This window comes from Vreelandella sp. DA03-1M, from assembly GCF_055725665.1.
Genome location: NZ_JBTHGQ010000002.1, coordinates 1 through 23,543, shown reverse-complemented (window position 1 = coordinate 23,543; position 23,543 = coordinate 1). Strand labels below are relative to the sequence as shown.

Annotated in this window: 25 protein-coding genes and 2 pseudogenes; 6 read left to right on the top strand and 21 right to left on the bottom strand. The window is 56.6% G+C overall.

Features of this window, described 5'->3' with window-relative positions:
* The 5 genes and pseudogenes from ACXUPB_RS22100 to ACXUPB_RS22080 form a co-directional block, all read left to right on the top strand.
* Positions 1-147 (top strand): hypothetical protein, encoded by a 147-nt coding sequence (locus ACXUPB_RS22100; RefSeq protein ID WP_157826461.1) that lies wholly within the window; start codon positions 1-3, stop codon positions 145-147.
* A 287-nt stretch (positions 148-434) separates the two neighbouring features.
* Positions 435-1,346 carry an MBL fold metallo-hydrolase gene (locus tag ACXUPB_RS22095; protein ID WP_035558003.1) on the top strand — a complete coding sequence of 304 codons (912 nt, stop codon included), beginning with the start codon at positions 435-437 and terminating at the stop codon, positions 1,344-1,346.
* A 20-nt stretch (positions 1,347-1,366) separates the two neighbouring features.
* The gene (locus tag ACXUPB_RS22090; RefSeq protein ID WP_035557861.1) at positions 1,367-1,795 is read left to right on the top strand and encodes a protein tyrosine phosphatase family protein; all 429 of its coding nucleotides are present in this window, start codon (positions 1,367-1,369) and stop codon (positions 1,793-1,795) included.
* A gap of 69 nt (positions 1,796-1,864) precedes the next feature.
* Positions 1,865-2,038 carry a hypothetical protein gene (locus tag ACXUPB_RS22085; protein WP_176304696.1) on the top strand — a complete coding sequence of 58 codons (174 nt, stop codon included), beginning with the start codon at positions 1,865-1,867 and terminating at the stop codon, positions 2,036-2,038.
* A gap of 110 nt (positions 2,039-2,148) precedes the next feature.
* Positions 2,149-2,514 (top strand): annotated as a pseudogene (locus tag ACXUPB_RS22080) (YeeE/YedE family protein); the annotation flags it as partial.
* 612 nt (positions 2,515-3,126) lie between these two features.
* Here the strand turns inward: ACXUPB_RS22080 and ACXUPB_RS22075 are convergent.
* From ACXUPB_RS22075 to ACXUPB_RS22065, 3 genes are read right to left on the bottom strand one after another with little or no spacing between them, the layout of a single operon-like run.
* Complete coding sequence (locus ACXUPB_RS22075; protein WP_317507718.1) at positions 3,127-3,675, bottom strand: EAL domain-containing protein; 549 nt, start codon at positions 3,673-3,675, stop codon at positions 3,127-3,129.
* An 18-nt stretch (positions 3,676-3,693) separates the two neighbouring features.
* The gene (locus tag ACXUPB_RS22070; RefSeq protein ID WP_101145389.1) at positions 3,694-4,017 is read right to left on the bottom strand and encodes an EAL domain-containing protein; all 324 of its coding nucleotides are present in this window, start codon (positions 4,015-4,017) and stop codon (positions 3,694-3,696) included.
* A gap of 21 nt (positions 4,018-4,038) precedes the next feature.
* Positions 4,039-5,451, bottom strand: coding sequence for a sensor domain-containing diguanylate cyclase (locus tag ACXUPB_RS22065; protein ID WP_101145388.1), 1,413 nt, complete (start codon positions 5,449-5,451; stop codon positions 4,039-4,041).
* Between the two features lie 630 nt (positions 5,452-6,081).
* Here ACXUPB_RS22065 and ACXUPB_RS22060 point away from each other — a divergent pair.
* A pseudogene (locus tag ACXUPB_RS22060) lies at positions 6,082-6,726 on the top strand (recombinase family protein).
* Between the two features lie 445 nt (positions 6,727-7,171).
* On the opposite strand, the gene ACXUPB_RS22055 reads toward ACXUPB_RS22060, so the two are convergent.
* The 18 genes from ACXUPB_RS22055 to ACXUPB_RS21970 form a co-directional block, all read right to left on the bottom strand.
* On the bottom strand, positions 7,172-7,795 hold the full coding sequence (locus tag ACXUPB_RS22055) for an RES family NAD+ phosphorylase (RefSeq protein WP_232774555.1): 624 nt from the start codon (positions 7,793-7,795) through the stop codon (positions 7,172-7,174).
* Positions 7,796-7,834: 39 nt separating this feature from the next.
* Complete coding sequence (locus tag ACXUPB_RS22050) at positions 7,835-8,254, bottom strand: hypothetical protein (RefSeq protein ID WP_035557849.1); 420 nt, start codon at positions 8,252-8,254, stop codon at positions 7,835-7,837.
* Positions 8,255-8,350: 96 nt separating this feature from the next.
* Positions 8,351-11,332, bottom strand: a complete 2,982-nt coding sequence (locus ACXUPB_RS22045) for a hypothetical protein (RefSeq protein WP_035557846.1) — start codon at positions 11,330-11,332, stop codon at positions 8,351-8,353.
* Positions 11,329-12,111, bottom strand: a complete 783-nt coding sequence (locus ACXUPB_RS22040; RefSeq protein ID WP_035557843.1) for a M48 family metallopeptidase — start codon at positions 12,109-12,111, stop codon at positions 11,329-11,331. The genes ACXUPB_RS22045 and ACXUPB_RS22040 overlap by 4 nt, the downstream gene beginning before the upstream one ends.
* 9 nt (positions 12,112-12,120) lie before the next feature.
* Positions 12,121-14,733 carry a TraG/VirB4 family ATPase gene (locus ACXUPB_RS22035; RefSeq protein ID WP_472956786.1) on the bottom strand — a complete coding sequence of 871 codons (2,613 nt, stop codon included), beginning with the start codon at positions 14,731-14,733 and terminating at the stop codon, positions 12,121-12,123.
* A gap of 1 nt (position 14,734) precedes the next feature.
* Complete coding sequence (locus ACXUPB_RS22030; protein ID WP_035557838.1) at positions 14,735-15,232, bottom strand: TraV family lipoprotein; 498 nt, start codon at positions 15,230-15,232, stop codon at positions 14,735-14,737.
* A gap of 4 nt (positions 15,233-15,236) precedes the next feature.
* On the bottom strand, positions 15,237-16,724 hold the full coding sequence (locus ACXUPB_RS22025) for a TraB/TrbI/VirB10 family type IV secretion system protein (protein ID WP_101145385.1): 1,488 nt from the start codon (positions 16,722-16,724) through the stop codon (positions 15,237-15,239).
* On the bottom strand, positions 16,717-17,409 hold the full coding sequence (locus ACXUPB_RS22020) for a TraK domain-containing protein (RefSeq protein WP_035557832.1): 693 nt from the start codon (positions 17,407-17,409) through the stop codon (positions 16,717-16,719). Before ACXUPB_RS22020 ends, ACXUPB_RS22025 begins: the two co-directional genes overlap by 8 nt.
* Positions 17,406-17,963 (bottom strand): TraE/TraK family type IV conjugative transfer system protein, encoded by a 558-nt coding sequence (locus ACXUPB_RS22015; protein WP_035557829.1) that lies wholly within the window; start codon positions 17,961-17,963, stop codon positions 17,406-17,408. Before ACXUPB_RS22015 ends, ACXUPB_RS22020 begins: the two co-directional genes overlap by 4 nt.
* Positions 17,963-18,256 (bottom strand): type IV conjugative transfer system protein TraL, encoded by a 294-nt coding sequence (gene traL / locus ACXUPB_RS22010; RefSeq protein WP_008958346.1) that lies wholly within the window; start codon positions 18,254-18,256, stop codon positions 17,963-17,965. The genes ACXUPB_RS22015 and traL overlap by 1 nt, the downstream gene beginning before the upstream one ends.
* Positions 18,257-18,273: 17 nt before the next feature.
* Complete coding sequence (locus ACXUPB_RS22005; protein ID WP_035557825.1) at positions 18,274-18,636, bottom strand: TrbC/VirB2 family protein; 363 nt, start codon at positions 18,634-18,636, stop codon at positions 18,274-18,276.
* Positions 18,633-19,046 carry a lytic transglycosylase domain-containing protein gene (locus ACXUPB_RS22000; protein WP_045812323.1) on the bottom strand — a complete coding sequence of 138 codons (414 nt, stop codon included), beginning with the start codon at positions 19,044-19,046 and terminating at the stop codon, positions 18,633-18,635. The genes ACXUPB_RS22005 and ACXUPB_RS22000 overlap by 4 nt, the downstream gene beginning before the upstream one ends.
* Positions 19,047-19,056: 10 nt before the next feature.
* Positions 19,057-19,836, bottom strand: coding sequence for a hypothetical protein (locus ACXUPB_RS21995; RefSeq protein WP_035557823.1), 780 nt, complete (start codon positions 19,834-19,836; stop codon positions 19,057-19,059).
* Entirely contained in the window at positions 19,833-20,477 is a 645-nt protein-coding gene (locus ACXUPB_RS21990; protein WP_052703858.1) for an OmpA family protein, read from the bottom strand. The genes ACXUPB_RS21995 and ACXUPB_RS21990 overlap by 4 nt, the downstream gene beginning before the upstream one ends.
* Positions 20,477-21,085: a thioredoxin domain-containing protein gene (locus tag ACXUPB_RS21985; protein WP_035557821.1), complete on the bottom strand. Its 609-nt coding sequence runs from the start codon at positions 21,083-21,085 to the stop codon at positions 20,477-20,479. Before ACXUPB_RS21985 ends, ACXUPB_RS21990 begins: the two co-directional genes overlap by 1 nt.
* The gene (locus tag ACXUPB_RS21980; RefSeq protein ID WP_035557818.1) at positions 21,082-21,390 is read right to left on the bottom strand and encodes a hypothetical protein; all 309 of its coding nucleotides are present in this window, start codon (positions 21,388-21,390) and stop codon (positions 21,082-21,084) included. The genes ACXUPB_RS21985 and ACXUPB_RS21980 overlap by 4 nt, the downstream gene beginning before the upstream one ends.
* Positions 21,391-21,562: 172 nt before the next feature.
* Positions 21,563-21,781: a hypothetical protein gene (locus ACXUPB_RS21975; protein ID WP_035557817.1), complete on the bottom strand. Its 219-nt coding sequence runs from the start codon at positions 21,779-21,781 to the stop codon at positions 21,563-21,565.
* Between the two features lie 84 nt (positions 21,782-21,865).
* A complete protein-coding gene (locus tag ACXUPB_RS21970; protein WP_035557814.1) occupies positions 21,866-23,524 on the bottom strand; it encodes a DUF4942 domain-containing protein in 1,659 nt (552 codons plus the stop codon).
* Positions 23,525-23,543 lie beyond the last annotated feature (19 nt).

The following is a 23,543-nucleotide window of genomic DNA, read 5'->3' as shown; positions in this document are numbered from 1 at the left end:
ATGTTTAGTCGAGCCGCATACCCAGACTGGCGGTTGATTGTGTCAGCCGTGTTGGCTGCGATCCGTGAAGCCATGGATGGCAAAGTATTTGTCGAGCATGCCCTTGTAGCTACGCACGCACCCAAAGCCCGCCGTACACGGCCATGATCAGCTATAACAAGCCTCCTTACCAATGGGGATTTTTGCCATTGCAAGTATCGTCAGCTTGGCCCTGCATGATCTAGCACAGGTCGGCAAACTTCATCCTCATCAGGATTTCTATCGCATCATTATAGTCCACGAAGCCCTGAAATGGGTCAATCCAGCGAAACAGAGTAGGTGTTTCTCCTTGAAGGCTGCCGCGATAAATGATTTGTGCGGTTTGGTTGCTGATGCTAGACATTATGTTTTTTTGTTCTAACCTAGTAACGTTTTTACCAACAACCGAGGATGCCATGCAAACGTTTCGACACTCGCCAGGCAAGCCAGATGTTGTCGGCTTCTACGACATGCGGACCTCTAGCGTGCAGTACGTTGTTAGCGATCCTGTGACTCGGCGCTGCGCAATCATCGACCCAGTCCTAGATTTCGATGAAAAGTCCGGCGCTATCGCAACGCACCATGCGAATGAATTGCTGGGCTACGTTGCCAGCCAAGGGCTGAAGGTCGAATGGATTCTGGATACCCATCCGCACGCGGACCATTTTTCGGCAGCACAGTATCTAAAGGAAAAGACAGGAGCACCAACGGCTATAGGAGCTTACGTTACACAAGTGCAAGCGCTATGGAAGGATATATACAACTGGCCCGACTTTCCGGATGACGGCCGCCAGTGGGATCACCTTTTTGTAGAGGGCGATACTTTCCACGTGGGCGAGATAGAAGGCCGGATTATGTTCTCGCCCGGCCATACCAAGGCGTCGATCACCTACGTCATCGGCGATGCGGCGTTCGTGCACGACACGCTGTTTCAGCCGGATGGTGGTACGGCCCGTGCCGATTTCCCCGGGGGCAATGCTCACAAACTGTGGGATTCCATTCAGGCCATCCTGGCACTGCCGGACGACACTCGGCTCTTTACTGGTCACGACTACATGCCCGGCGATCGCGAGCCAGAGTGGGAAAGCACGGTGAGAGTCCAGCGCGAAACCAATATTCATCTCCGAGACAGCCCGACAGCGGACAGCTTCATCGCCTTGCGTAACGAGCGTGACGCCAAGCTGCCCATGCCTAAACTGATCCTGCACGCCTTGCAAGTCAATATCCGGGGCGGCGACCTGCCAGAGCCAGAGGATAATGGTCGTCGTTACCTAAAGATTCCCCTCGATGCTCTACCGGGGGCCGCCTGGGATGAGGCGCGCTCCTAAAGCGACCAAGGAGGTAACCTATGGATATCAAACCGCTCGATGATCGTCTTTATGTGACAGCACAACCTCGCCTCGACGAACTTGAACAGCTCGCCGAGCAAGGGTTCCGCACCATTATCTCCAATCGCCCGCGTGGGGAAAGTGATGACCAGCCGGATCCCGATGCTCTCAAGGCTAAGGCAGAATCACTGGGTATGGTCTGGCATGAAGTTCCCGTCAAGCCCGGCAAGTATTCCCAGCAGGACATTGCCGCCTTTGCCGATGCCCTGGAGTTATCGCCGACTCCCGTGATCGGTTTCTGCCGGACCGGCACACGGGTCGCTCATCTCTGGGCCTATTCACAGGTCTCGCATCGTCCGATTTCGGAACTCGTCGGTGCTGCCAAGTCGGCCGGCTATGACCTAGAGCCGCTTCGCGAGAGCCTCGAAAACCAGGCCAATGACAACTAATAGCGCTGACCGGCATGGCCAGTTTGCGCCGCTATTTCCCCATCGCTCAGTGGCTGCCAGGCCGTCAACTTGATCGATGCCTCGGCACTGGATAGTTTGCAGTCGATCAACCCGCGTTTGAGTGATGCGGGGTTACAACTGCACCTTTGCGAGGTCAAGGGGCCAGAGATGAACCGCCTGCTGAAGACAGCATTCCTACGCAATTTCAGCGGTAATGTCTTCCTGAACACGTTCGATGCTTGACATGCCTTGCACGCTCATTCTTCTGCAGAGCTGAGCGATCCCGACAATGACGATGCTTCGACACGGCTTGTCCGGCATATTTCAAATACCTGACATAGAGGAGACACAACGTGGACATAGCGGCAAGTCTTTCCGGTTTGATCGGCGGTGTGCTGATCGGCCTGGCAGCTGTATGGCTGATGGCAACGCTGGGTCGTATTTCCGGCGTCAGCGGAATCCTCTCCGGACTATTGCTGGAGCAACCCGCAGGAGATTCGGCTTGGCGCCTGGCCTTCCTACTGGGTCTGTTCAGCGGCCCACTCATCCTTATTTTACTGGGAGGTGGGCTAGGTAATGTCTCCGGCGCACCGGATGAGGTCATCGGTCAGCCGGCGGGAGATATCGGGCTGATGCTGCTGGCAGGTCTATTGGTCGGCGTCGGGACAAAAGTCGGCAGCGGCTGTACTAGTGGTCACGGCGTCAGCGGTCTGGCCCAGGGCATGGACCTGTCCGCCAGCGTCGCGCCCTTTATCCTGCGCGGCGTGCCCCTGGCGGGGATCGACAGCGTGATGCGCGCCTACGCGGATCGCGTCGAGTCCTGGCGGCGTCTGGGGCAGCTGCTGGTTCCCGAGCAGCTCGATGCTATCACCAGCTCCATCGCCCTCGACGACGCCATCGAGGCGGTCGATGATCTGCTCGCCGGCCGCATTCGCGGACGCGTAGTAGTGACCATGGCTCTATAAATCCGAATAATAGGTACGTTTTCTTTACGTAGAAAATTTAACGTAATTTATTTACGCAAAATTGCCCCTCCAGGAAGTCCTGGTGTCATTTTCAGAAGACGGCTGCACCAGCGCATCGAGCGGACCGCCCGGTGTGCAGTGGTCTTCTGAAAGAATTGTTTCAGCAATCGCCTTCACCAACCTCGACTATGCTCAGTCCTCCTAAGCACCATGGGCGGGTCGAGGCATGGCATCAGATACATCACCAATTGCAGAGCAAGGCGTGACCATCCTGTCCGACCTGAGCACAGGCCCAGTTCCGAACGTCCATCATCGGAGCCTTGGTGACACTTGAATTGGGGCATGAGGCCGCCGCACGCATCAAGGTCAGCAAGACGGCCCTCTACGCCGTTTTGAAGGCCAGCCAGCCCGACACGCCAGTGGGCCTTGGGCGGGGCAACGGGCAACGGGCAACGGGCAACGGGCAACTACAATGCTCGACCATGCACCACGATAGTGCATGGCCGGACACAGGGATGACTCCCTGGCGCCTGATGGGGCATGCCCCGAGACCGAGACGCTCTCGTTCCAGGACGCCGTTGGGGAAGGCGAGGGCGGGGCCATCAGGGCAATGATGTCGGCCACCGAGGTCGGACGGCTGAAGAGGAAGCCCTGGCCGTGGGTGCAGCCGGTATCGCGCACGAACGCTTCCTGCTCGGGGGTGTCGATCCCCTCGGCGATGGTCTTCATGCCACAGTGGTTGGCCATGAAGACGATGGTCTTGACCAGCGAGGCGTTCAGCGAGGAGGCTTTCGGGCCGGACACGAACGACTTGTCGATCTTGACCGTTTCCAGGGGATAGCGGCCCAGGTCGCCAAGGCCGTAATACCCCGTGCCGAAGTCATCCAGCACCAGGCGGTATCCTCGCTTCGCCAGGTCGAGCAGTACACGGTGCTAGTTGTCACTTTCCAAGATCAACAGGCTCTCGGTGATCTCGAGCTTGATGCTGGAAGACTCCACGCCGTGTTTTTCCAGCAGCTGTTTCAGTTTGAACGGAAACGTCAGGTCGCGCAGCTGCTTGGCCGAGATATTGATCGAGACCGTGATATTCCGGCCCGTTTCTTCCGCCACGGGAATGAATTCGGCCGGCAACACCTCCCCCAGTTCCTTGTGGCGCCACCGGAGCAGTGCTTCCATGCCGGTGATCTCACGGCTCACCAGAGAATAGATAGGCTGATAGCGCAGGTACAGCTCTTCATGGGTCAGGCAATGAGCCAACAGACCCTTCAGCCTTGCATGTTACTGCGAGCGCTCCTCCATCGTTGCATCATAGAAGCAGAACAGGTTTGTGCCCCTCGACTTGGCTTGGTACATGGCGATATCGGCATAGCGGAACACATCGGAGAGATCCTGAGTGTCGTCGGGAATCATCGCGATCCCGATACTCGCCCCGACCAGCATGTGCTTGCCGCCCACCTCAACGGGGCCCGCCAGCAGGGCATGAATCTTGTCGACGACCCGTGACACATCTTCCTCAGAGGCGACGTCGGTCAGCAACAGACAGAATTCATCACCACCGAAGCGTGCCACATCGTCCTCGGTGCGCACGAGCTTCGCCATGGATTTGGCCACCCAGCACAGCAGCTCATCGCCGGCGGTATGGCCCAGGGTGTCGTTGACGGCCTTGAAACCGTCCAGGTCAACGTAGAGGACTCCGGCCTTCAGCTTATGGCGGATGCAGCGCGCCAACTCGTGGTTCAGGTGCTCTATAAACAGCGACCGGTTCGCCAATCCGGTGAGAAAATCGTAGTTCGCCTGACGAAAAAGCAGTTCCCGACTGGTGCTCAATTCCATGAGGTGACCATGGGCCAGCCTGCCATAGGCTCGCAGCCGTCGATAGAAGAAGAGGCTGCCCGCGAGGATCAGTAGCACGCCTCCAATCACCCAGGGTAGGAGCTGTGTGAGGAGGCTCTGGCCAGGATGCTCCGGACGCCATTGAAGGGTGCCCAGCGGCTCGCCGCTCGGTGTTGCCAGGGGGAGGGACGCCAGTTGGCCTGTCTCCCGAGGGGGAGCTGCCGCTGCAGGCAGCAGACGCAGGGCCTCGATCTGAAAATCACGACGCCAAGCGCCCAGAATGGCCTCGTCGATGTAGTTGACCAGGATCAGATAGCCATGCGCCTGATTGGTGGCATACGGGGTCGGGTCGTAGGCCACATACGGCGACACGGCGACCAGGGCAGGCGCTCCCTGGATATCCAGGATGTCAGATGCGGGCTCGGGGTCGGCGAAATCGGTGTCGATGGCCTCGGCCATGAGCTGCTTGAACTCGGCGGTCAGCAGGCCCTCGGGCAGCGCCTCCAGTTCCGTACCCTTGTGTACGCCGTGGATCAGTGTCGCCTCGCGATCCAGACTCACTACCCAGTCGGTACCGTACTGGTTCTGCAGATAACCGCTGACGTTTTCCATGGCCCAGTCGGTGTCTCGCTGGTAGATTACCAGCTCGACGGCCTCGTTCCACCAGTTATAATCTCGGCTGCGGTTGGCCAGTTCTTCGAGCTCGAGATCGAGCAGTCGCTGCACCTGCTCCCGCGACTTCGCTTCGGCATAGCGATCGAGCGACTGCGACGACAGGATCCCCACCCCGAAGACCCCGGCCACGGCGATCAAGATCGTGACCAGGCTGATTAAGAGACCGCGCCCCAGGGCTCTCATAAGCCGTTCACTGGACTCGATGGAGGCCAATTCGTCCTGAGGGGCGCTATCCCCGCGTTCTTGTCCGGCGTGCACTTACACGTTGTCCATGTCGAAGCCTTAAGAAGAGTATCCGCGTGCTCTTTCGCCAAAGAGCCTTCGTCGCCCGTCGCTTGTCGCGCTTGTGCGAACAGACTGTGATATAGCTCATAACTTATCTGTAAGGAAGTTACACTGAAAGCGTATTTTATTCACCCGTAATCGGCCACCACTCCCTTTAACGCTGGATAGAGAAGCACTGCTGGAGGCACCGCGGCTGCCGGCAGTCAGGGCAGCGAGCGATGGTGACGGAACGATGAACCCGCCATATTCATCAGCGCGTCGAACGCGTGTGTTGAGCCCATTGATTGCCTGTCGTTGTCAGAAGGTGGTTGTACCCATACATTGGGCGGTTCGCCCGGTGTGCAGCGGACTTGTGAACGAGCCGTGTCAAACGATCCTCGAATTGGTTCAGCATGGCGGCGCACAATGCAGCCTGTCCGAGAAACGATCATTAGGCGGCCAATCCGGACATTGTCCGACAACAGCTTGTTTGATGTATTTTGGGACAATAAGATAAACGGACGGATTAGCGGACAAAAGGGGCAGTCAATGGCGCTGATTGGCTATGCGCGGGTCCCGACGGCAGAGCAGAACACCGCCTTGTAGACCGATGCGCTTCGCAAGGCGGAGTGCGAGCGAATCTTTGATGACACCGTCTCCGGGGCCAAGGAAGAACGACCCGGCCTAACAGCCGCGCTGGGGTTCCTGCGCGACGGGGATGTGCTGGTTGTGTGGCGACTGGATCGACTGGGACGCTCACTGCCGCATCTGATCGAAGTGGTCAGCACTCTGGACGCGCGTGGCGTCGGATTCCGGTCGCTGACCGAAAGCATCGATACCACCACGCCGGGTGGGCGGCTGATCTTCCACGTGTTCGGCGCCTTGGGGCAGTTCGAGCGTGATCTGATCCGTGATCGCACCAAGGCGGGGCTGGCCGCTGCCGCCGCCCGTGGGCGCAAAGGAGAATGCAAGCCCGTTGTCACCGACGACAAGCTGAAGCGGGCAAGGGAGCACCTCGCCAATGGGCTGAGCATCCGCGAGGCCGCCGCACGCATCAAGGTCAGCAAGACGGCCCTTTACGCCGCTTTGGAGGCCAGCCAGTCCGAAGCCCCAGACCACAGTGCAACCGACTTCAGACACGCAGTGCGATCGTCTTCTGAAAATAACACCTGGAGGGGCAAGCTTCATGTGTAAAGAAAACTGGACTGCTCTGTGTTCTCCGGACACTTCTAGCCTAATAGTGATGCTTTATATCGACTTTATGATCAAAGATGGCAGAAAATCAGCCGATATGTTTAAGCATAATAGTATTAAACTTGGAGCATTTAAGGATAGGCCAGTAAGAACTTGGACTGGCTGCAGTCCCCTGAACCCAATTGATACTGATTTTTAAGAAGGCACCACCGAGCTAGCAACTTATTCCACTTAGCGCTGTTCATAGCTTTTCTCATTATTCGAGCTTTCAAAAAGCATGACTGACCGGATGGATCAAGCGGTTTTGAAAATGCCTCCCTCAGCAGACAGCCTGGGGAAGCGTGAAATCAACAGTCTGGGCGAACTACAAGCCCGTATAACCCATGCTTAACGGGCAGGTTCTCCGTTTGCCATCAATTGATAGCCTTACTGTGGCAGAGTAGGATCAGTCCCAAGTAAGGAACCTTACCTGCGCTTTCTGCCGCTCGATCCCGAACTCCGCTGGCTCGACATCTGCAAAGGGCTGCCCCTCCATCGCTAGCCAGTAGCAACGTAGATCAGCATCGCCTCGGACAATCAGCACATCATCATGATTTTGCATCCTTCTCTTCTCATTCCCGTATGACAGGTCTCGAAGAGAGGTAGGGGCGGTGTGACGTGAAATGAAGGCGTCGGTGTAGACTACGAGGTTTACACCCCGTGGATTGGCCAACGACGGGAACAGTATGCCGCTAGCACCAGCCTCCAAGGCTAGGTCAGCGAGCAACCAGCTGGGCGGTTCAACGCGATCATTAAACAAAATTCTACGCCAGTCACAACCCATTTCCTGCCAGAGAGAGTCCCAGTCAGCCGTGTACCCATGGCTGAAGTCCACTACTGTGGCCAACGCTACCGTGTAGCTCACAATAAGACCGGGTGGCATCAGGGTCGAGAGCTGCCGGCACTCCTCAAGCGCGGTCAGCTCTTCCAGAGCAAGGTAGAGTGCGGGAACCCCGATACGATTGAGGCGACCGCCATGCTGGGCGGCGCCTGCGCCACTTGTGGGGGGCGATGGCCCAGCGGGGGACATGGACACGATAGGCTGGTTGATCTGCCAGGCTGGTAAGGATCATCCAGCCGCGCCTGCGTGAAGTGATTGAACATAGTTCAATAGATCCTCAGCTCGTCCCTCGCTGACCAACTGCTCTGGTGTCCTGAAATTGAATGCGCTGATCGGTTCATTACGAAACCAGAACGCGGCATCCTGAAAATTACCATTTATGTCAGCCGCTGCTCCCATGACTCGCACCGCATCCCGTAAGTAAGTCTGCAGCTTCTCAGCCCCCTGGGCGCGGTTTACAGTAACGCGGTGGACATGCGCCCGCGAGGCCAGCGTCTGTACATCCATGCCCAGGGCAAGGCAGAACATCCTCGGGCTGATGATTGGGCTCTTGGTTTGCCGTGCCCGAGCTTTCAAGTCAGCGAGGAATTGATTGAAAGTGTCGGGAGCAACGTAATCGGACGGCTCGATGATTGCTTCAACGCTCATAGCCTATTTTCCCTGCAAAAATGCAGCGATGTTGCTACATAAATGCATCATATAACTTCAGCGCTTCGAAGTCCATCTCCGCAAGGTGATGTTTGGTCAACTGAACAGCTTAGGCACTCCTTTTACTTCCGCCTTGGCACCGGCAGGCTTGGATGACCCTCTGCTCGCTTTCACTTGGCCTGTCTGTTCGCTTTTATCCGCTGGCGCTTCGTTGTTTAAAGCCTTTTGGCGACCAGCCGAGGTCCCACCTCGCTTCTTCAGGCGTCGCTGGATAGGTGAGGATGTCCGTACATCTTTCTGCCCAGACACAGCCGATTTCTGCTGTTCTGTAGCACCTTGCGTCGTTTTATCAACCATGACAGTAGGGACTGGCTGATGGCTCGGCTGTGTCACTGGGGACTCATGCTCAGCTGTGGCCAGCATTGCCTCCCCCAGGCCAAGTTGAATATGGGTATCATTCGGTGCGTTATCGGCCTCTGGGCTCCAGTCACCCAGCTCAGCCGAAACATCACTATGGTTATCTGCGTCAGCCCCTAGCGTCAGCTGACTAATCTCTGAAAAGTCATTCGTGGGTTCGGCTTGCTCAGCGATCAGTTCAACATCCCCCCCGCTTGTTGTGGGCGAAATTTGGTCATTGGTCGCTATCTGTGCAACGTTCCCACCGGCCGCCTCAACAATCTCATTTAGTAACCAAGCTCCCTCTGATTCTCTTTTAAATCCTGCTGGAGTCTTAGTATGAATGGAATTACTCATCCCATCCTGCTCATAATGTGCAATATCCCCACCGACACCGGGGACATCCTCTAGCAGCCAAGCGCCAACTATAGCCTTTTCGTCGCCTGTTTCAGCTTTGGCTGAGGCCTGCTGATTCTGGGCATCATTGCCTTTCTGTGCAGCATCCCCACCGCAAGGTATTGGCTGGCCCGTGCCTTCCTGTGTAGTGTTCTCACCTGCCGTATGAGAATCGTCCAGCAGCCAGGCACCATCTATAACTTTTTCTCCGCCTGTTTCAGCCATTGCGGAAGCCTGCTGGTTCTGGGTGCCATTGCCTTTCTGTGCAGCATCCCCACCGCAAGGGGTGGGCTGGCGCATCTCTTCCTGTGCAGTATTCCCACCTGCCGCATGGAGATCATCCATCAGCTTGGCACCGGCTATATCTTTTTCTTCGCCTGTTTCAACCATTGCGGAGGCCTGCTGGTTCTGGGTGTCATTGCCTTTCTGTGCAGCATCCCCACCGCAAGGGATGGGCTGGCGCGTCTCTTCCTGTGCAGTATCCCCACCTGCCGCATGGAGATCATCCATCGGCTTGGCACCGGCTATATCTTTTCCTTCGCCTGTTTCAACCATTGCGGAGGCCTGCTGGTTCTGGGTGCCATTGCCTTTCTGTGCAGCATCCCCACCGCAAGGGGTGGGCTGTCGCGTCTCTTCCTGTGCAGTATTCCCACCTGCCGCCTGGGAATCATCTAGCAGCCAGGCGGAAGCCACGTCGGTATTCGTGAGTGATTCATGGCTGAATGTAGAGGTTTTGCTCGCTGCCCCTAAACTCTTCTGTGCAGCATTCCCACTGGTTTTCGTTGCATCACCCGTACCCGTAGGCACTGAAGCAAACAGGCTGACATCACATACGTCTGACGCTGGAATACCTTTAGGCTTAGTCATGCGCTCTTCCCGCTTACCACTGTCTTTTGTTGGCGCAACGCCAGCGTTGCTACTGTGCTTGCCCTGGGGGCCGAGGACGGTTACCTCATAAGCGGTTTCTCGCGGGTATAGGCCTTGGTGTTCTACTGGCAGCTCCACCGCGATCATTCCCCTGAACTCGATTATGCCGGAACGTACCCGCCACAACGCTTGGTCAGATGGCAACGTCCAGGTCTTCGCCGCTTCGCTCCCCTCTGGCACTCCCTCGATTTCAGTGATGAGCCAGCCGCGATCGGCCAATGCTGCCAAAAGTACCTGTGTAAACTCCCCTGATTTACCTGGGGCTCGAAAGTCACCGCCAAAGGCCGCGGCAACGTCATCATCCAGCTTGGAAAGGGCTGTCTCCCGAACATGATGTTCGGAGAGGTAAAGCCGCTCACCAACGCGGAAGCCTGCCGCTTTGACACGCTTCGCTAAACCTTTCACCTGATAGGGTACTTGGGGAACCACTCGCAAGAACGTTTCGATCGCCAGCTCCTGGACGTTCAGATTCTCAAGCACCTTGCGTTTCTCGCCTCGTGTAGCGAGGCCGTCTATCTCTCGCAGCTGCTGGAGGAGAGTGACTGCGCGGCGCACCCCCTTGCTACTGAGGCCAGGGAAAGCCACTGGCATCAGGTTGGGAGAATGCTCGTATTTTACTGCCAGCAACAGTATGGCTCGCTCATCCTCAGGCAGCTCCCACCACGCGGGGAACTTTGCCAACAGACGCCCGCTCTGTTTATCGTGGTAGGACAGGCGGACCCACTGCCCGTCCTGTTTCGCATGCGAAACAGTCTTGCCAATATCATGTGCTGCCGCGGCAAGAGGGAGGAGGGGATCGGCACCTTCGTACTCGAAGGCCTCATCGATCACGCCTAGATGGTGCTCAAGCAGTGTCGTACTGTGGCCGTCACCGCAAAAAGCATCAGGGTGAGCCTGGAGGTAACCGAGCAACTGGTTAATTAGCGGCATGTGATGTGCCGGAACGTTACCCGACAGCTGCGCTTTCACTGGCTTGAAGTTAATCGGATCAGGATAAGGCATGTACGTAATTGAGAGATCCATGCCCCGGAACTCACCGCGAGATTTAGCGCGCTGTCGACGTGTTATTAATCCCATTCCCACTATGAGCAGAACGATCACAGAGCCAGCAGCCATTCCCCCGGCTAACCATGGCCAGACAACACGCAACCTTGCCAGGACGACCTCAGTGGCCGCTGATGCCGCGTTCGCGGGGTTTATCTCTTCGTCACCCTCTACCCAAAAGCCAGCGCCAGCTAGCCACTCCTGCAGCGTTTCCGGCCCCATGAAGTAAAAAGCAGTAGCCGCGGCGAGACTGTAGAAGATAGTTAGAGCAATAACGGATCTTAGCAGTGTCGAGCGATACCCCATCAAACTCATGTCATACGCTCCAGGCGCTTGATACGCCGATATGTCGGCGGATGTGTCGAGAAAAGCCCCCAGCTCGATTCAAGACCCGTAGAGAGCCTACTGAGAAGCCGGCAGCCTGCTATTGGAGAGGCAACACGCGCCGCGTCACGGTCGGCACGATATTCCATTAGATGCCCTAAGTGGCGGTCCAAGACTTTGAAAAGCCCTAATGCCAAGCGAATCCCCAAGCTCGCCACAGAAAAGTACAAGCCGCTCAACAGGCCAATCAGGGGAATGGGACGAAGAATTGTATAGATCAACCGCGCCAGCCAAAGCGCCACCCGCAAAATGCTGTGCTGCGTCCACCAGTATAGGCTCGCAGACGCATCGCCGCGGCGAAGGTGTGACCTCTCGTGCGCCAGCAGCCACTCAAGCTCATCAGGAGGCAGATTGAGGGCGCCCCGGGAAACGATTACAACGCCACCCGTAGGGCTCGGCATAGCATAGGCCTGAAGGGCAGGCGTCTCGTAAACCCAGACACGATCTGCAATCTCACGAGCCCTTGGGAATAGCCGGCCGATACGGTAACTGGCTGGCGCCAGCCTAAGCCCTAGCCAGGCGAGGGCAGTTAGCCACCCACCTGCGAGGTAGGTGGCCTTGGCCAGCCAAGTGACTGTCATAAGCTCACCAGGGGGACGTATGAACTCCAGGGGTAAGCCAACGAAGACCACCACCGGCAATACCACCATCACAGTATAACCAAGCGCCCCAGCGAAACAGGCCGACAAGGCAGACAGGAGCGCCAGCATAAGCCAATCCTACCCTTGCCCCTCGGCCAGCATGCGGATGGCCTCCTGCGTGTTGTAGCCCGCTGAAGTGAGCTTCATCAGGCGTGCCTGGTCCTTGGGATTGGTCGAATATAGGAAGTAGGAGTAAGGATCGACCACAAAGCGGAAAAGGCCACCCCCGCTCTCGTGCTTGACGAAGACCTCCGAATAGCCGGCACCGGGCTTCACACCGCGCAGCATATCGAATAGGAATTCGTCTTCGCCGCCCAGCTTTCCGTTTTTCTGTGCGTAGTCGAGCGAGGGACCCGACTGCTTGAGCACAAACGTCCAAGGTGCATTGTCGAAGGCAGCCTGAGCGGCCGGCGACAGGTCGGTATCCTTGAAGCCCTGTGTAATGAAACCGGCACTGCCGTAATACTTACGGATGCGCCGGAAGGCGGTTTCGATAAACTTCCCGCTTTTCGGGTCCGCGAGTAGATCCCATGCCTCATCGATCAGCATCATTTTCGGGATGTTGCGTGGGCGCAGATACATGTCCCGCGTCGTCCGAGCCATCAGGAGTGTCATGACCACATTCCGAAGCTCACGATCGACGTTTAGCTCTTCCAGCTCGAGTATGGTGAACTCATTGGAAAGATCCAGCTGGGGCTCACCGTTGAACCATGCGGCATGCCGACCTACGGCATACGGCTCCAACTGCAACGCAATACTCTTGGCCACCGGATCACTGTCTGCCCGGGACTCAAGCCACTGATAGACATGCTTGGTTTCCATGACCTCGCCATGTTTATCGTGCGCCTCAAGGATGCCTTTTTCGATCAACTGGTATTCGTAGTTGTCGGGCTCACCTAGGGGGAACGCCATCTGAGATATGGCATCCTTCAGCACCGGGATCATTTCTGCGATCTCGCTGCCACCTTCATCATCGTCGTAACGCTGCTTGCCTTTGATACCCCAGAATGGGTTAAGTGAGACCGGATGGTTAGGATCAAACCTCAGTTCCTGACCGCCCAGCAGTTCACACAGCTCCTTATAAGAGCCGCCCACGTCAATGATACGGACCACGCCATCACGACAGCGCATGTCGGTAACGAATTCGTTGGCAAGGAATGACTTACCCGCACCCGAGGTCGCGATCACCGAAAAATTGTATGAGGTGGCCGAATCAAAAATGTCGATACACGACATTTGACCGCGGCGAGAAACCAGCAACAGTCCGTTTGCGTAGAGGTAAGGGTTCCCCTGTGGGTCTTTGCGTACTACTGGCCCGTTACCGCCCCAATCGCCCTGGCAGATTGAGGCGCAAGCGCCGTTTAGGCTGGACACCATCTGTGCCCGCTGAAGGCCTGATGTAGGCTTGTCCATGCGTGGGTTGTAGCCCCATGGCAAAGACGACAACCAGATAGGCAGCGAGATATAGCGTTCACGCGAGGCTCTGAAGCCTGCTTTCCGCCACAACGAGGAAACATAGTCCGCGTCCGAAGCTGCTCGCTCGGGTTCGGTGATGATATTGATCCCCGACCACATGCGTACCGGGCAGTAGTTTGAGCGAGTATCGTTGAGCAGCTGCTGGGTATCTCTACGCCGCGTGAAGAGGTGCGGCATCATCCCCTTGTACCACTCGGAATCACTCATGCATTGCTTTGAGATCATGCCCATTCGCATGGTGATGTCATTACGAGCCTTTTCGGTGTTCGGCTTGTAGATGGTGGTATACATCCAGTAGGCCGGCGCGATCCGATCGGTCGCCGACTTCAACTCCCCAAGCATGTCACCTGTCATGTAGAGACGCAGGTAGTCCGGGTAGGTGTCGATGGTCAAAGGGACAACATCCACCTCCCTTTCATTGTCGCTAAACTGGACTGCACCCGAGGACTTCACTCGAATGCGTGTGCGCTTATCGAAAATGGAATCAATGAAGTGACCACCTTCCTCCTCCAGGCGTTGAAGCTCCCCTGGCACCATTTGTGGGTTGGCTATGCGGCGCAGCACACGTCGCGTACCCAATTCGTTCATCAGGGCAGGGGACAGGCCCATAGAGCTGAATGTCCCCATCACCGACTGCCGGAATTCGTCGCACATGTGCCGCCATGAACGAATCTCTTCAGCATGCTCTGGGTCACCGCCAAAGGTCATGGTGAAAAAGGCGAAGTAATGCACCTCCCGGGGATATAGACGCTCATTCGGTAGGAGGCTTTTGTTCCCGGCCGCGGCGTCAAGCATGTGCTTGCTACGGCGCTCTACCAGCTCTTGGAGCATAGGGTCTTTGCAGTAACGTAACCGCCGTGCCTGCCAGGTATTTATCCGGTCCTCAATGGCCGGCGAACTATGGGCGACGAACTGGATAACCGTGTCCGCTGGCGCTCGCGTAATCAGCGACTCGATTTGCTCCTCAATGTCCTTGCCAGCCACCATCAATGGCGCAAACTGGACGCCGAAGCCAAGCTGAGGATGTTTACCATCATCCCGGACACAGTAGTTATCTTCATAGTCGATGTAGGGGAGCAGGCTCGCGGGATCATCCCGCTCAGTCAGCGCCTCGGCTGCCTGGAGGGGGAGGGCGCGATCGCCATAATCGGGAGCGCCCTGCTGGATCATGCGGCGCACTTGGTGCCGCATACGAGTCATCGCGGTTATCTTCATATCAATTCTCCGGGACGATCTGCATTTGCGGCTGAATGCGATAAGGATTCACGCTGGCGTCTTGCCCTCTCGGCGCGATGTGTTGAACACCCGGAGAAGGTCCGATCATGCCTGCCCCAATGCCATCGTCACGCAGCTGGCCATAACTCCAGTCATCAGGCAGAGTCACATACAGGTATTCGCCCGATCGTAGAATGCCGTCATCACCGCGCCATGGCGCCACCCAGATACGCACCGGTTTACCTGGCTGGTAGACAGGCATATCGGTTAGGCCTCCCCCGCTATAGGGTCGCCATTGCTCGATCTTTTCTTCTTCAGCTTCTGAGCCATCCTTACGGCCCTCCATCACTGTTTCAGAGGAACCACTATTTGCCACCGCAGCTTCATAAACATCGCCGGTACCGACACACTCGCTTCCCAGCTCACAATCATGCTGGACAGTGGCACACCCACCGAGGAACAGCAGGGCGGTCAAGGGGATCATCAACTTTAAGCTCATCGTATTAGCCCTCGCTCGGCATCTTGTCGGCCAGCTCGTAGGCTTCCCACTCGAGCTTCTGGCCTTCCTGGATTACAACAGTGCCACGGCGCCCTGATGGAACCTCGATCACCGGGAACATGGATTCAGCCTCTTCGATGTAACGCTCTGCCAGTATCTCCATCGCGCGGCCTGCACCGCCGTACATGCCAACCTCGGCGACACTGTTCGGGTCGATGGTGGTGACAACGCCGCTGCCTGTGACAGCCGATTCAGCACCTTGAGCTGCTGTTGCAGCAATGCTGCTGGCGCCTTCTGCGAAGCCAGCAAGCATGGCCTTACCCAGCAGGGCGCCAGCACGTCGCTCAACTTTGCCGCGAAGCCCCAGACGGCCATCCGAGTCCACGATGTAGCCATTGATTGGAGACTCAAGCATCATTCCAGTCCGTGTATCGACACAGGAAATACGAGAGACGTTGATATGCGCTCGCTCGCTCGACAAATCACCGTAGCCACCGCCCATACCAAAGCAGTCAGCGAGGCGATACCGCGCACTGCCAGGTAGGAATGCATCGTTTTGAATGCGGAATAGCACCGGCTGAGGGTTGTTGCGGGTACGCTCGGCAGCGCCAAAGTCAGCGCCAGTCAACATTGCCACCTCAGAGAACGACCCCATAGGGAGGAACCCAGCTTTAGGTGGCCCCAGATCCTCTTCTTCGTCATCCTGCTGAGCCGCTTCATTACGTAAGATGCGAGCGCTGGACTCACCACTTGAGCCATTGAGTACGATCGGGTCAGCCGGTCCTTCTTCCTTCTGGAGCTGTGGAAACTGTGAAGGAATGACGCCGCCCTGTGTCGACGATTGTTGCCTCGGGGGTAAACCGGCACGGCCAGAGTCACCATCTCGACGCGCTACCGGGGGCGGAGGTACCGCGCTAGCGTCGTCGCCTCGGGGGGGGCGAAGATAGTCAGACGGGGCACGGTTGGCGTCGGTGCTTCTGTTTGAAGATGTGCCAATGCGAACCTCACTGGTGCCATCATCTCCGCTAGAAATATCGGCTAGTCGTGTGCGCAGCGACTCCATGGTTTCCCGCGTTTGCTCGCGTTCGGATTCCATGCCAGCCTGCATTTCTTCGAGCTGCGCCTGAAGTCGTGCATCCCTCTGCTCTTGACTCTCGCGCTGGTCTGCCAATTCTTCATGAGCCTCCCTTAACTGTTGTTGAAGTCGGGAAATAGTGACTTCCTCCCCATGCCGTGTATCCGGCGTGGTGTCCATAAATTCCGGGGGAGGGGGCGCTTTATTGCTACTGTTGTCTCGTGCGCTAATAGCGTTACTTGCCACAAGCCAGATGACTAGGCAGGCCCCACCACCATATAGAAGCCACTTTCTTCCCTGCGCTCGCTCCAACAGGCTCTGAGAGACTACCTTGGACTTAGCTCGGGCCTTGGCCACCCTAGAAGGCTTGTCCTGGCCCGATTCATTCGGCTGCTGGTTGTTCTGATCTTCAGCCACGGTCAACCTCCACGACGATCATTCGGGGCTGATCGCGCTCACTTACCGTGTCCCCTTCCAAGGAAACAGCAACGACGCCATCGCGGTAGAAGTCACGAGGCTCGACTTCAAGGGAGGTATCAGAAGACAGCCGGTAAATATTCACGACATGGCCGGAACCACGGTACTGGGTTTCCGCTGTGAGCTTGAGCGTGCCGCCATTAGGCATTTCAAGTCGGGCACTAGGCGGGGCGCCAGCCGGCTCAAACCCGCTAGGGCGAGCCCCCTGGAAAGCGGACAGGATAGTGTCAGCAATCCAACGATCCTTGGGCCGGCTTTCCCTTTCGGGCTCTGCGGATAGGTCAGGGGCGTTTCGATACCGGAACACCTGGGCATCGATGCCGCTTTCCGGCGCTAGCTTCACCGTGAAGGCCTCGCCGCTTCGCAGCTGGATGAAGATAGAGAACGGGTCGGCTTCGTCTGCAGGACGGATGAGGAGACCACGTTTGCCATCAGTCGGCACAGGGTTGTCACGCAACTCGGCCTCGGGGGGGATAACAATCGTAGAGTACGGCTCTGGGAATACCAGCCGGTTATAAGCATCGGTGGATACAACCACCTTCTGGACATCATCGCTGGCGCTGACAAAGGTGGCGACGGCAAGCGCCGCCACCATGACCAGCCCCTGCATCTTAGGCTTTTTCATTCGTCCTCCAAAGAGAAACCAGCGACATACGGAACGCCACCGCTGAAGGAATAGCGGACACGGTAAGCAATCGGTTCGTCTTCGATCTGTTCGGTGCCATGCCAAGCCCGCAAGCGCCCATAAACTCGCACTGTGCCGTCTAGGACTTGGGTCCCTTCAATGAACAAGGCCTGGGTACGCTCAGATTTCTCCAGGTCTGGAATCCGTGCTTGTAGATCATTGCCGACCTTGGCATAGAGGGCCGGCGTCATCCGGTTCTGGAACCGAGCGTATTGGCTTCTCACGTTCCTTGGGGTCCAAGAGCTGTGCAGCTGGGCATCCGCCATGGCTATCTCAGTGAGGTAGCTCGCATCGGTATAACCAGCGCTGGCGCCCACCTCGACCGGCCCATCCACGACGTGCAGGTTGTAGGGAACCAGCCGGGTTGGCATATTGGCGCTGAGCTGGACATAGCTCTGCAAGACATAGATCAGCAACCCAGTCAGGAGCAGGGTGCAGAACATCCAGCCCCTGGCAGCGACCCACTGATTTCGCAATGCATTGAGGTATTTCATCAGCGAATGTACTCCAATCGCATTGGTCTAGGTGCGTATTTGCCAAGCAGCGGGTCTAACTTGAGCCCCATCCGCCACAAGACATGCTGCACTTGTCCCCGCTTCTGGCCGGCACGCATCTTCTTAGCCATCATCATGAGAAAGATCCCCGCAAATAGGCCTGGGATAAAAAACCGCATGATGATGCCCACGCCGATCACCATGATGGCGACAACCACCTCGGTCATCTCCCAGGCGAAGATGGGGATAGGGGCATCAACATCCTGCGGTATCCGATAGGACTCGTTAGACATGACCCGCGACTCCTAACTCAGGTGCCTGAGAACCAGCTGAAGATTTCCTTGATCATGAAGGGGCCGACCGCAAAGGCACCGGCGATCCCTAGACCCAGGAACGCAGGGGCAGCAGATTGACGTCCAAGGCCCACCAGGCAACCGATGATCAGCGCCAGAATGGAAATGCCGATACCGAAGGGCCCATGCGCCAGCTCTTCAACCTTGTCAGCGAAGTCTTCAAAGTCTTCCTGTGCCCATGCTGGCATCGCCAGGAAAGCGGTAGTAGCAACCAACAGTGAGCGCTCTGCTGCTCGCTTCTTGTTCATGCGGAGGCATTCGACTAGATGAGCGAGCTTGCCCTGCTTGGTTGTGGCCTGGGTATCTACGGAAGTAGTCATTGGTACTGATCTCCTAATGTCGCGAGGACTTCGTTTGCGTATTGCTGGCCTGCCGGACTATTCGGCGACCCAGCGTTGTAAGCGGCCAATGCCGCCTCCCACTCGCCGTAGCGCGTGATGTTGTCGTAGAGAATCCACGTCCCTACAGCGAAATTCGTACACTCATTTTCCAACAACTCACGCTCGGTAATTCCCCATTGCTGGAGGTAATTCCGGTTGGTTTCCTGGTCGAGCCACCATGTATTGACTTGCATAGCGCCTAGGTCGTAAGTGCCATTCTTGTTCGGACCTATGCGACCCACTAATTGCCCTCGGCTGCCGCTCTCTTGAAGACGCACTGCCGCGACAATCTCGATGGGTACTTGGTAGTAATCAGCGATTTCAGGGACACAATCAGGTAGGGCAATCATTGACCACCTCCTAGCGCTGTTCTTCAGCCACTGCCGCGGATTCCCCAGCGCCAGCTTCGTCGTTGGTTTCTTCTGGGGTGTTCTGCGCTTCAGGCTTGGCCACATCAAACGGCGTCATCATCCGCTCAGCGACCATGGCAGTGGGGCTGACACGATCCATCACCAGCCCGACCTCCAGACTTTCCTCGAAGCCGCCTTCTGCTCCTGGTTTGGGGATCTTTCGCAATAGGCCGGTAACTCGTCCCTCAACATGAAGGGCGGTGCCGGCCTCGTACTCGACAAGTCGATCGACAACGCGCCCAAAAGCAGCCATGGACACCACGCCGGTATGCTGAAAGGAGCGCCCCAGGTCCGGTCGGTCAGGGCCGATCTGCAGGTACGCTGTGGAGGGTGGTCCCTCCTTCTCGGGAGTTTTCACCCCCCTCAGCAAGCCAATCGCAATGAAACGATTGAAAAGATGTTTTTCGATGTTGCCCTCGATCATCGGGGCAGCCGGCTGGATGTTGTTGGCCACCAACTCGGCACTCAGGTGCTGCTCACCCGTGTGGTGTGCACGGCGCACAATGCCGCCAACATGGCCGAAAATTTCAATGTAAGAATCAACATCCAGCTTGGCTGCGCGATCAGATAGATGATTCGGAATTCGGACAATGATCTGATTTACAGATTGGATTAGGGCTTCTGTGCTTCGCTTGTTCTTACCAACCTTGAGCACCATCAGGCCAGAACGACCGCGCTCCTTTGGCGTCTCTTTTCGTAGAATCTGGGCGTGGGCGATAAAGACGTTCATTGGTCTGCCTCCAGGTAAAAAATCTCGGCGCGACGGTTTGCCGCCCGCGCTTCATCAGTCGTGCCGTCAACCAACTTGGGATAGATGCCATGCCCTTCCGTCAGGAACCGGGCCTTTGGCCAAGCCAAATGGAGCTGTCCCGCGATCGCATCAGCGCGGCGCTGTGAGAGTGAAATGTTGTAGGACTCAGGGCCGATATGGTCGGTGTACCCAACAATGAGCACACGGCCAGCCAGGTCTTCTCCTTCCAGGAAGGAAGCCATTTCACGCTGAGAGGTAGGCGTCAGCGTTGTTGAGTCGAACTCGAAATGGAAGCGCGCCAGAGGCACAGACTCCATGGCGTCCTTGTAGTCATCCGGCATTGAGGCATGGCGCTGCTGCCAATAGGCCTCGTCGTAAACGGTGCCGCCGTAAGCGTAGCGATCAAGCCCCTGGCCAGCCCCGTAGTACCAGTTGGTGGTACGGGTCGCGTTGACCCCTTGAAGCGTATAGGCAGGGATCACCACATGCCGACTGGTCATCGTGTTATACGAATCAGGTAGCGTTGACGTGCGTGCGTGCTCCAGAGCCGGAGGATGTGCTGCACAGCCAGCAAGAACAGCTGTCAGCGAGACAGCAAGCACAGGGTTTCGCAGTGTCATCAAAGGTTCTCCAGGTACTTGATTACCGCCTCGGCCCTCTCGGCAACGTCTCCCGACAGGCTCAATAGCTTCACTTCAGAACGAGACACAGCGACAAAGGCAGGGTACTCACGAAGACCTGCCCGACCAGCAAGCCTCGCTGCTCGCTCAATCGCCTCGACAGAGCTGGGATCGCTGATATGGTCGTCCGCAAACTCGTTCCACCGAACTTGGGGAACATGCAATTGGAGGTGCGCCAGCACATCGTCATAGTCCTTGAGGGGAACCCCGGTTTCGCCAGCCGTGAGAAAGGCTTTCCGAACGTCATTGGCAACCCCTGGAATAGAGCGAGATGCGTAAAAGGCGCGTTCACGCCATGCGCGTTCAAGGCCGGTATGGGAAGGCAGGGGAGCGTAGCGGTACTCCAGGCCCGCCGCTTCGACGGCTGCCTGAATAGAAGAGTGGTGTTTGTCCATGGCCTGGCAGTGCGGGCAATCGAAGCTGGCAAACTCAACCAGCGCCAGAGGCTGATCATTTCCGGCATGAGCGCCAGCAGCGAGCCCCAAGGTGGCCACGGTGACACCGAGAATTCTACGGATGGGGTGTAGCAGGCGGGTAGGGGAAATCATTGGTCGCTCTCCCCCGACTGATCACTAGATTCGTTACCTTGGTGGCTTTCGATCCAGGCGTCTTCGTGCAGCAAGCGCCACACGGTAAAGCGACAAGCATAGTCAGCTGATTCAAACGCCTCATGCACCGATTCCTGTTGCTTAGGAAAGGTTAGCTGCGTCAGTGAAGTTGCCACATTGCCAAACCAAAGAACGGGCTGACAGGTTCGCTCAATTCGAGCTTCTGAATCGGTCGCCAGGACAATCCATGCGACCCAAACTAATATGGCCACGCCAATAAGCGTGCTGCCTCGCATCGCCATCATCTCAATTCCGCCTCCCAGCGGTGCTCTCTCATAGGTGCCCTTAATGGGCCTCGCAGGTAGATAGGGCAGCCACTGACACTTAACCGGGGGAAGTAGAGATTTTTTTGCGCGAGTCGCTTTGCTGTCGCATGCCAAGGCTTAGAGGGAGATGAAAACGACTATCGAGGGAGGCTTAGAACAGGGAGAGCTGGGTTTCTTTAGATCGAGGAGAGGGGGAGGCGCCGCTTTGCTCATTGTCGGCTTTTAAATACTCTCCAGAGGCATCATCAACACCAGCGAGCCACGCCATATCCTCAGGCGACCAAGGACGATAAGGAGAGGGCTGATAGTTGCCCAGCGTTTTGTGTATTTCATGAGACAGGAGGTAAGCCTCGTAGCACCCTTGATCCATTACCTTTCCGTTAGGATGTGTTTTCGGAATGCTAACCCAAATGCTAAAGCTGGCGCGATCGCATCGACCGCGCTAGCTTACTTCTTACTGGGCGGGCTTATCAGCCACCAGGATAGTCACGTTTACGCCAGTCCCAGCGAACTCACCCTGATAGCTAGCAGTCCATTCCACCTCCCAGCCCGGCAGTAGATCCTTGTCGAGCATGCTGCCGGGGAGGATAGCCACAAGGCGCCCGCCAGGAGCTAGACAACTCGCTGCGGCTTCAAGATGATGCAGGGCTCGACCTTTGCTGTACGGAGGGTTCATGACTATTTTGGTGTAGCTTCTGGCCGTATTTGCCCACTCCAGAAAGTCGGCTTGATGGCAGCGAAACCCCTTCGCCGCTAGCACCTTGCAATGCAGCGGTGCCAGCTCGACACAGGTAGTCCGATCTTTGGGAAGCATATCAGCAATATGGCCCTGGCCAGCACTTGGCTCCAGCACCGTATCCTGGTCGTTGATCTCGGCCAATTCTACGACCTCATACGCCAAGCGCTCCGGGGTAGGGTAATACTGGTGGCTCTTATGGTCAGGGATGCAACCACTGGCAACAATCTCATCCAAAATCGGCTTGGTGTGGTAGTCGAACTCGAACCACGACACTGCGCCGTTATCACTGAATACCTTAACCCCACCGATGGCCTTGAGCACCTGCTCAGCCTCAGCCAACGCTACCTTATCCTTCACTCCATAATCGAACTCAATCGCCCAAGGGTTTTCTGTCTTCGGCGACCGTGTTTCGAGATGTCGAAGGTGGCTAGGGCAGCGGGTAGGGACGCTGCGCATGGAACCGAGTAAATTGATGACCGCAAATTGAAGTGGGCGATCCATTAGCACAAAGTCTTTAGGCTTGCGCTTAGGCGGGGTGCGGAACTGGGAAGGAATTGCTGTCGGGTGCAAATGCGCCAGCACTTGGTTTAGGCGAAAAGCGATTTCGGGGTGTACCTCAAGATGCGCCGTGCCTTTTTTAAAGACCTTCAGGTACAGAGCGCCACCATCAACCATAAACCGCTTGCCTGGGGTGCGCCGTGCAATATCAATCAATCGGCTAGAGGCCTGCCAGTTTGGTTCATCCCGGCCCATAAATTTAGCAATGACTGAGCGAAGGTCATTGATATGGCCTGCCTGGTCATGATTCACCGTCTCATAGGAAGTGACGACATAATTGAGGATCATCCGTTTGTAGAAACCTTCAGGCCGATTGGTAACATGCTCACGGCTTAGGGCACGGAATATACCGTCGACACGCTCAGCTAGGAAGGTGCCGCGCATCATTAGCAGCTCGGTCAGGGTTGCCCTTACGGTTTCCTCAGTGAAGTCAGGGGTTTTCATCTCGTTAATCTGCTCCCACCACTCGCTACGGCGAGTCTGAGGCATGAAGTCGAGAACATCGGTCATCTTCAAGGCCCGGTCCCAATATTCAGCGTTCAGCGCTGCGATCGCGCCTTCTTCAATAAAAATATTCTCTGTGGACAGTGATGAGTAACGTGTGTTGTCGTGCTTGCGATTGCCCTGGATGAAGTAGTTGACGACACCTTTACGATCACCATCAAACAGTGCCGCCACTTCTTCCACACGCCTACGCATTGCGTTGTAGCGCCCCACCAGCCCATCGACCATATCTGTCGAGGCCGGGGCGAAGAACTCCCCCATATCTCCAAGATATTCTGTGCTGTCATAGCTATCAATGGCTTCGTGAATCATGGTCCCGTTCCCTATTTAG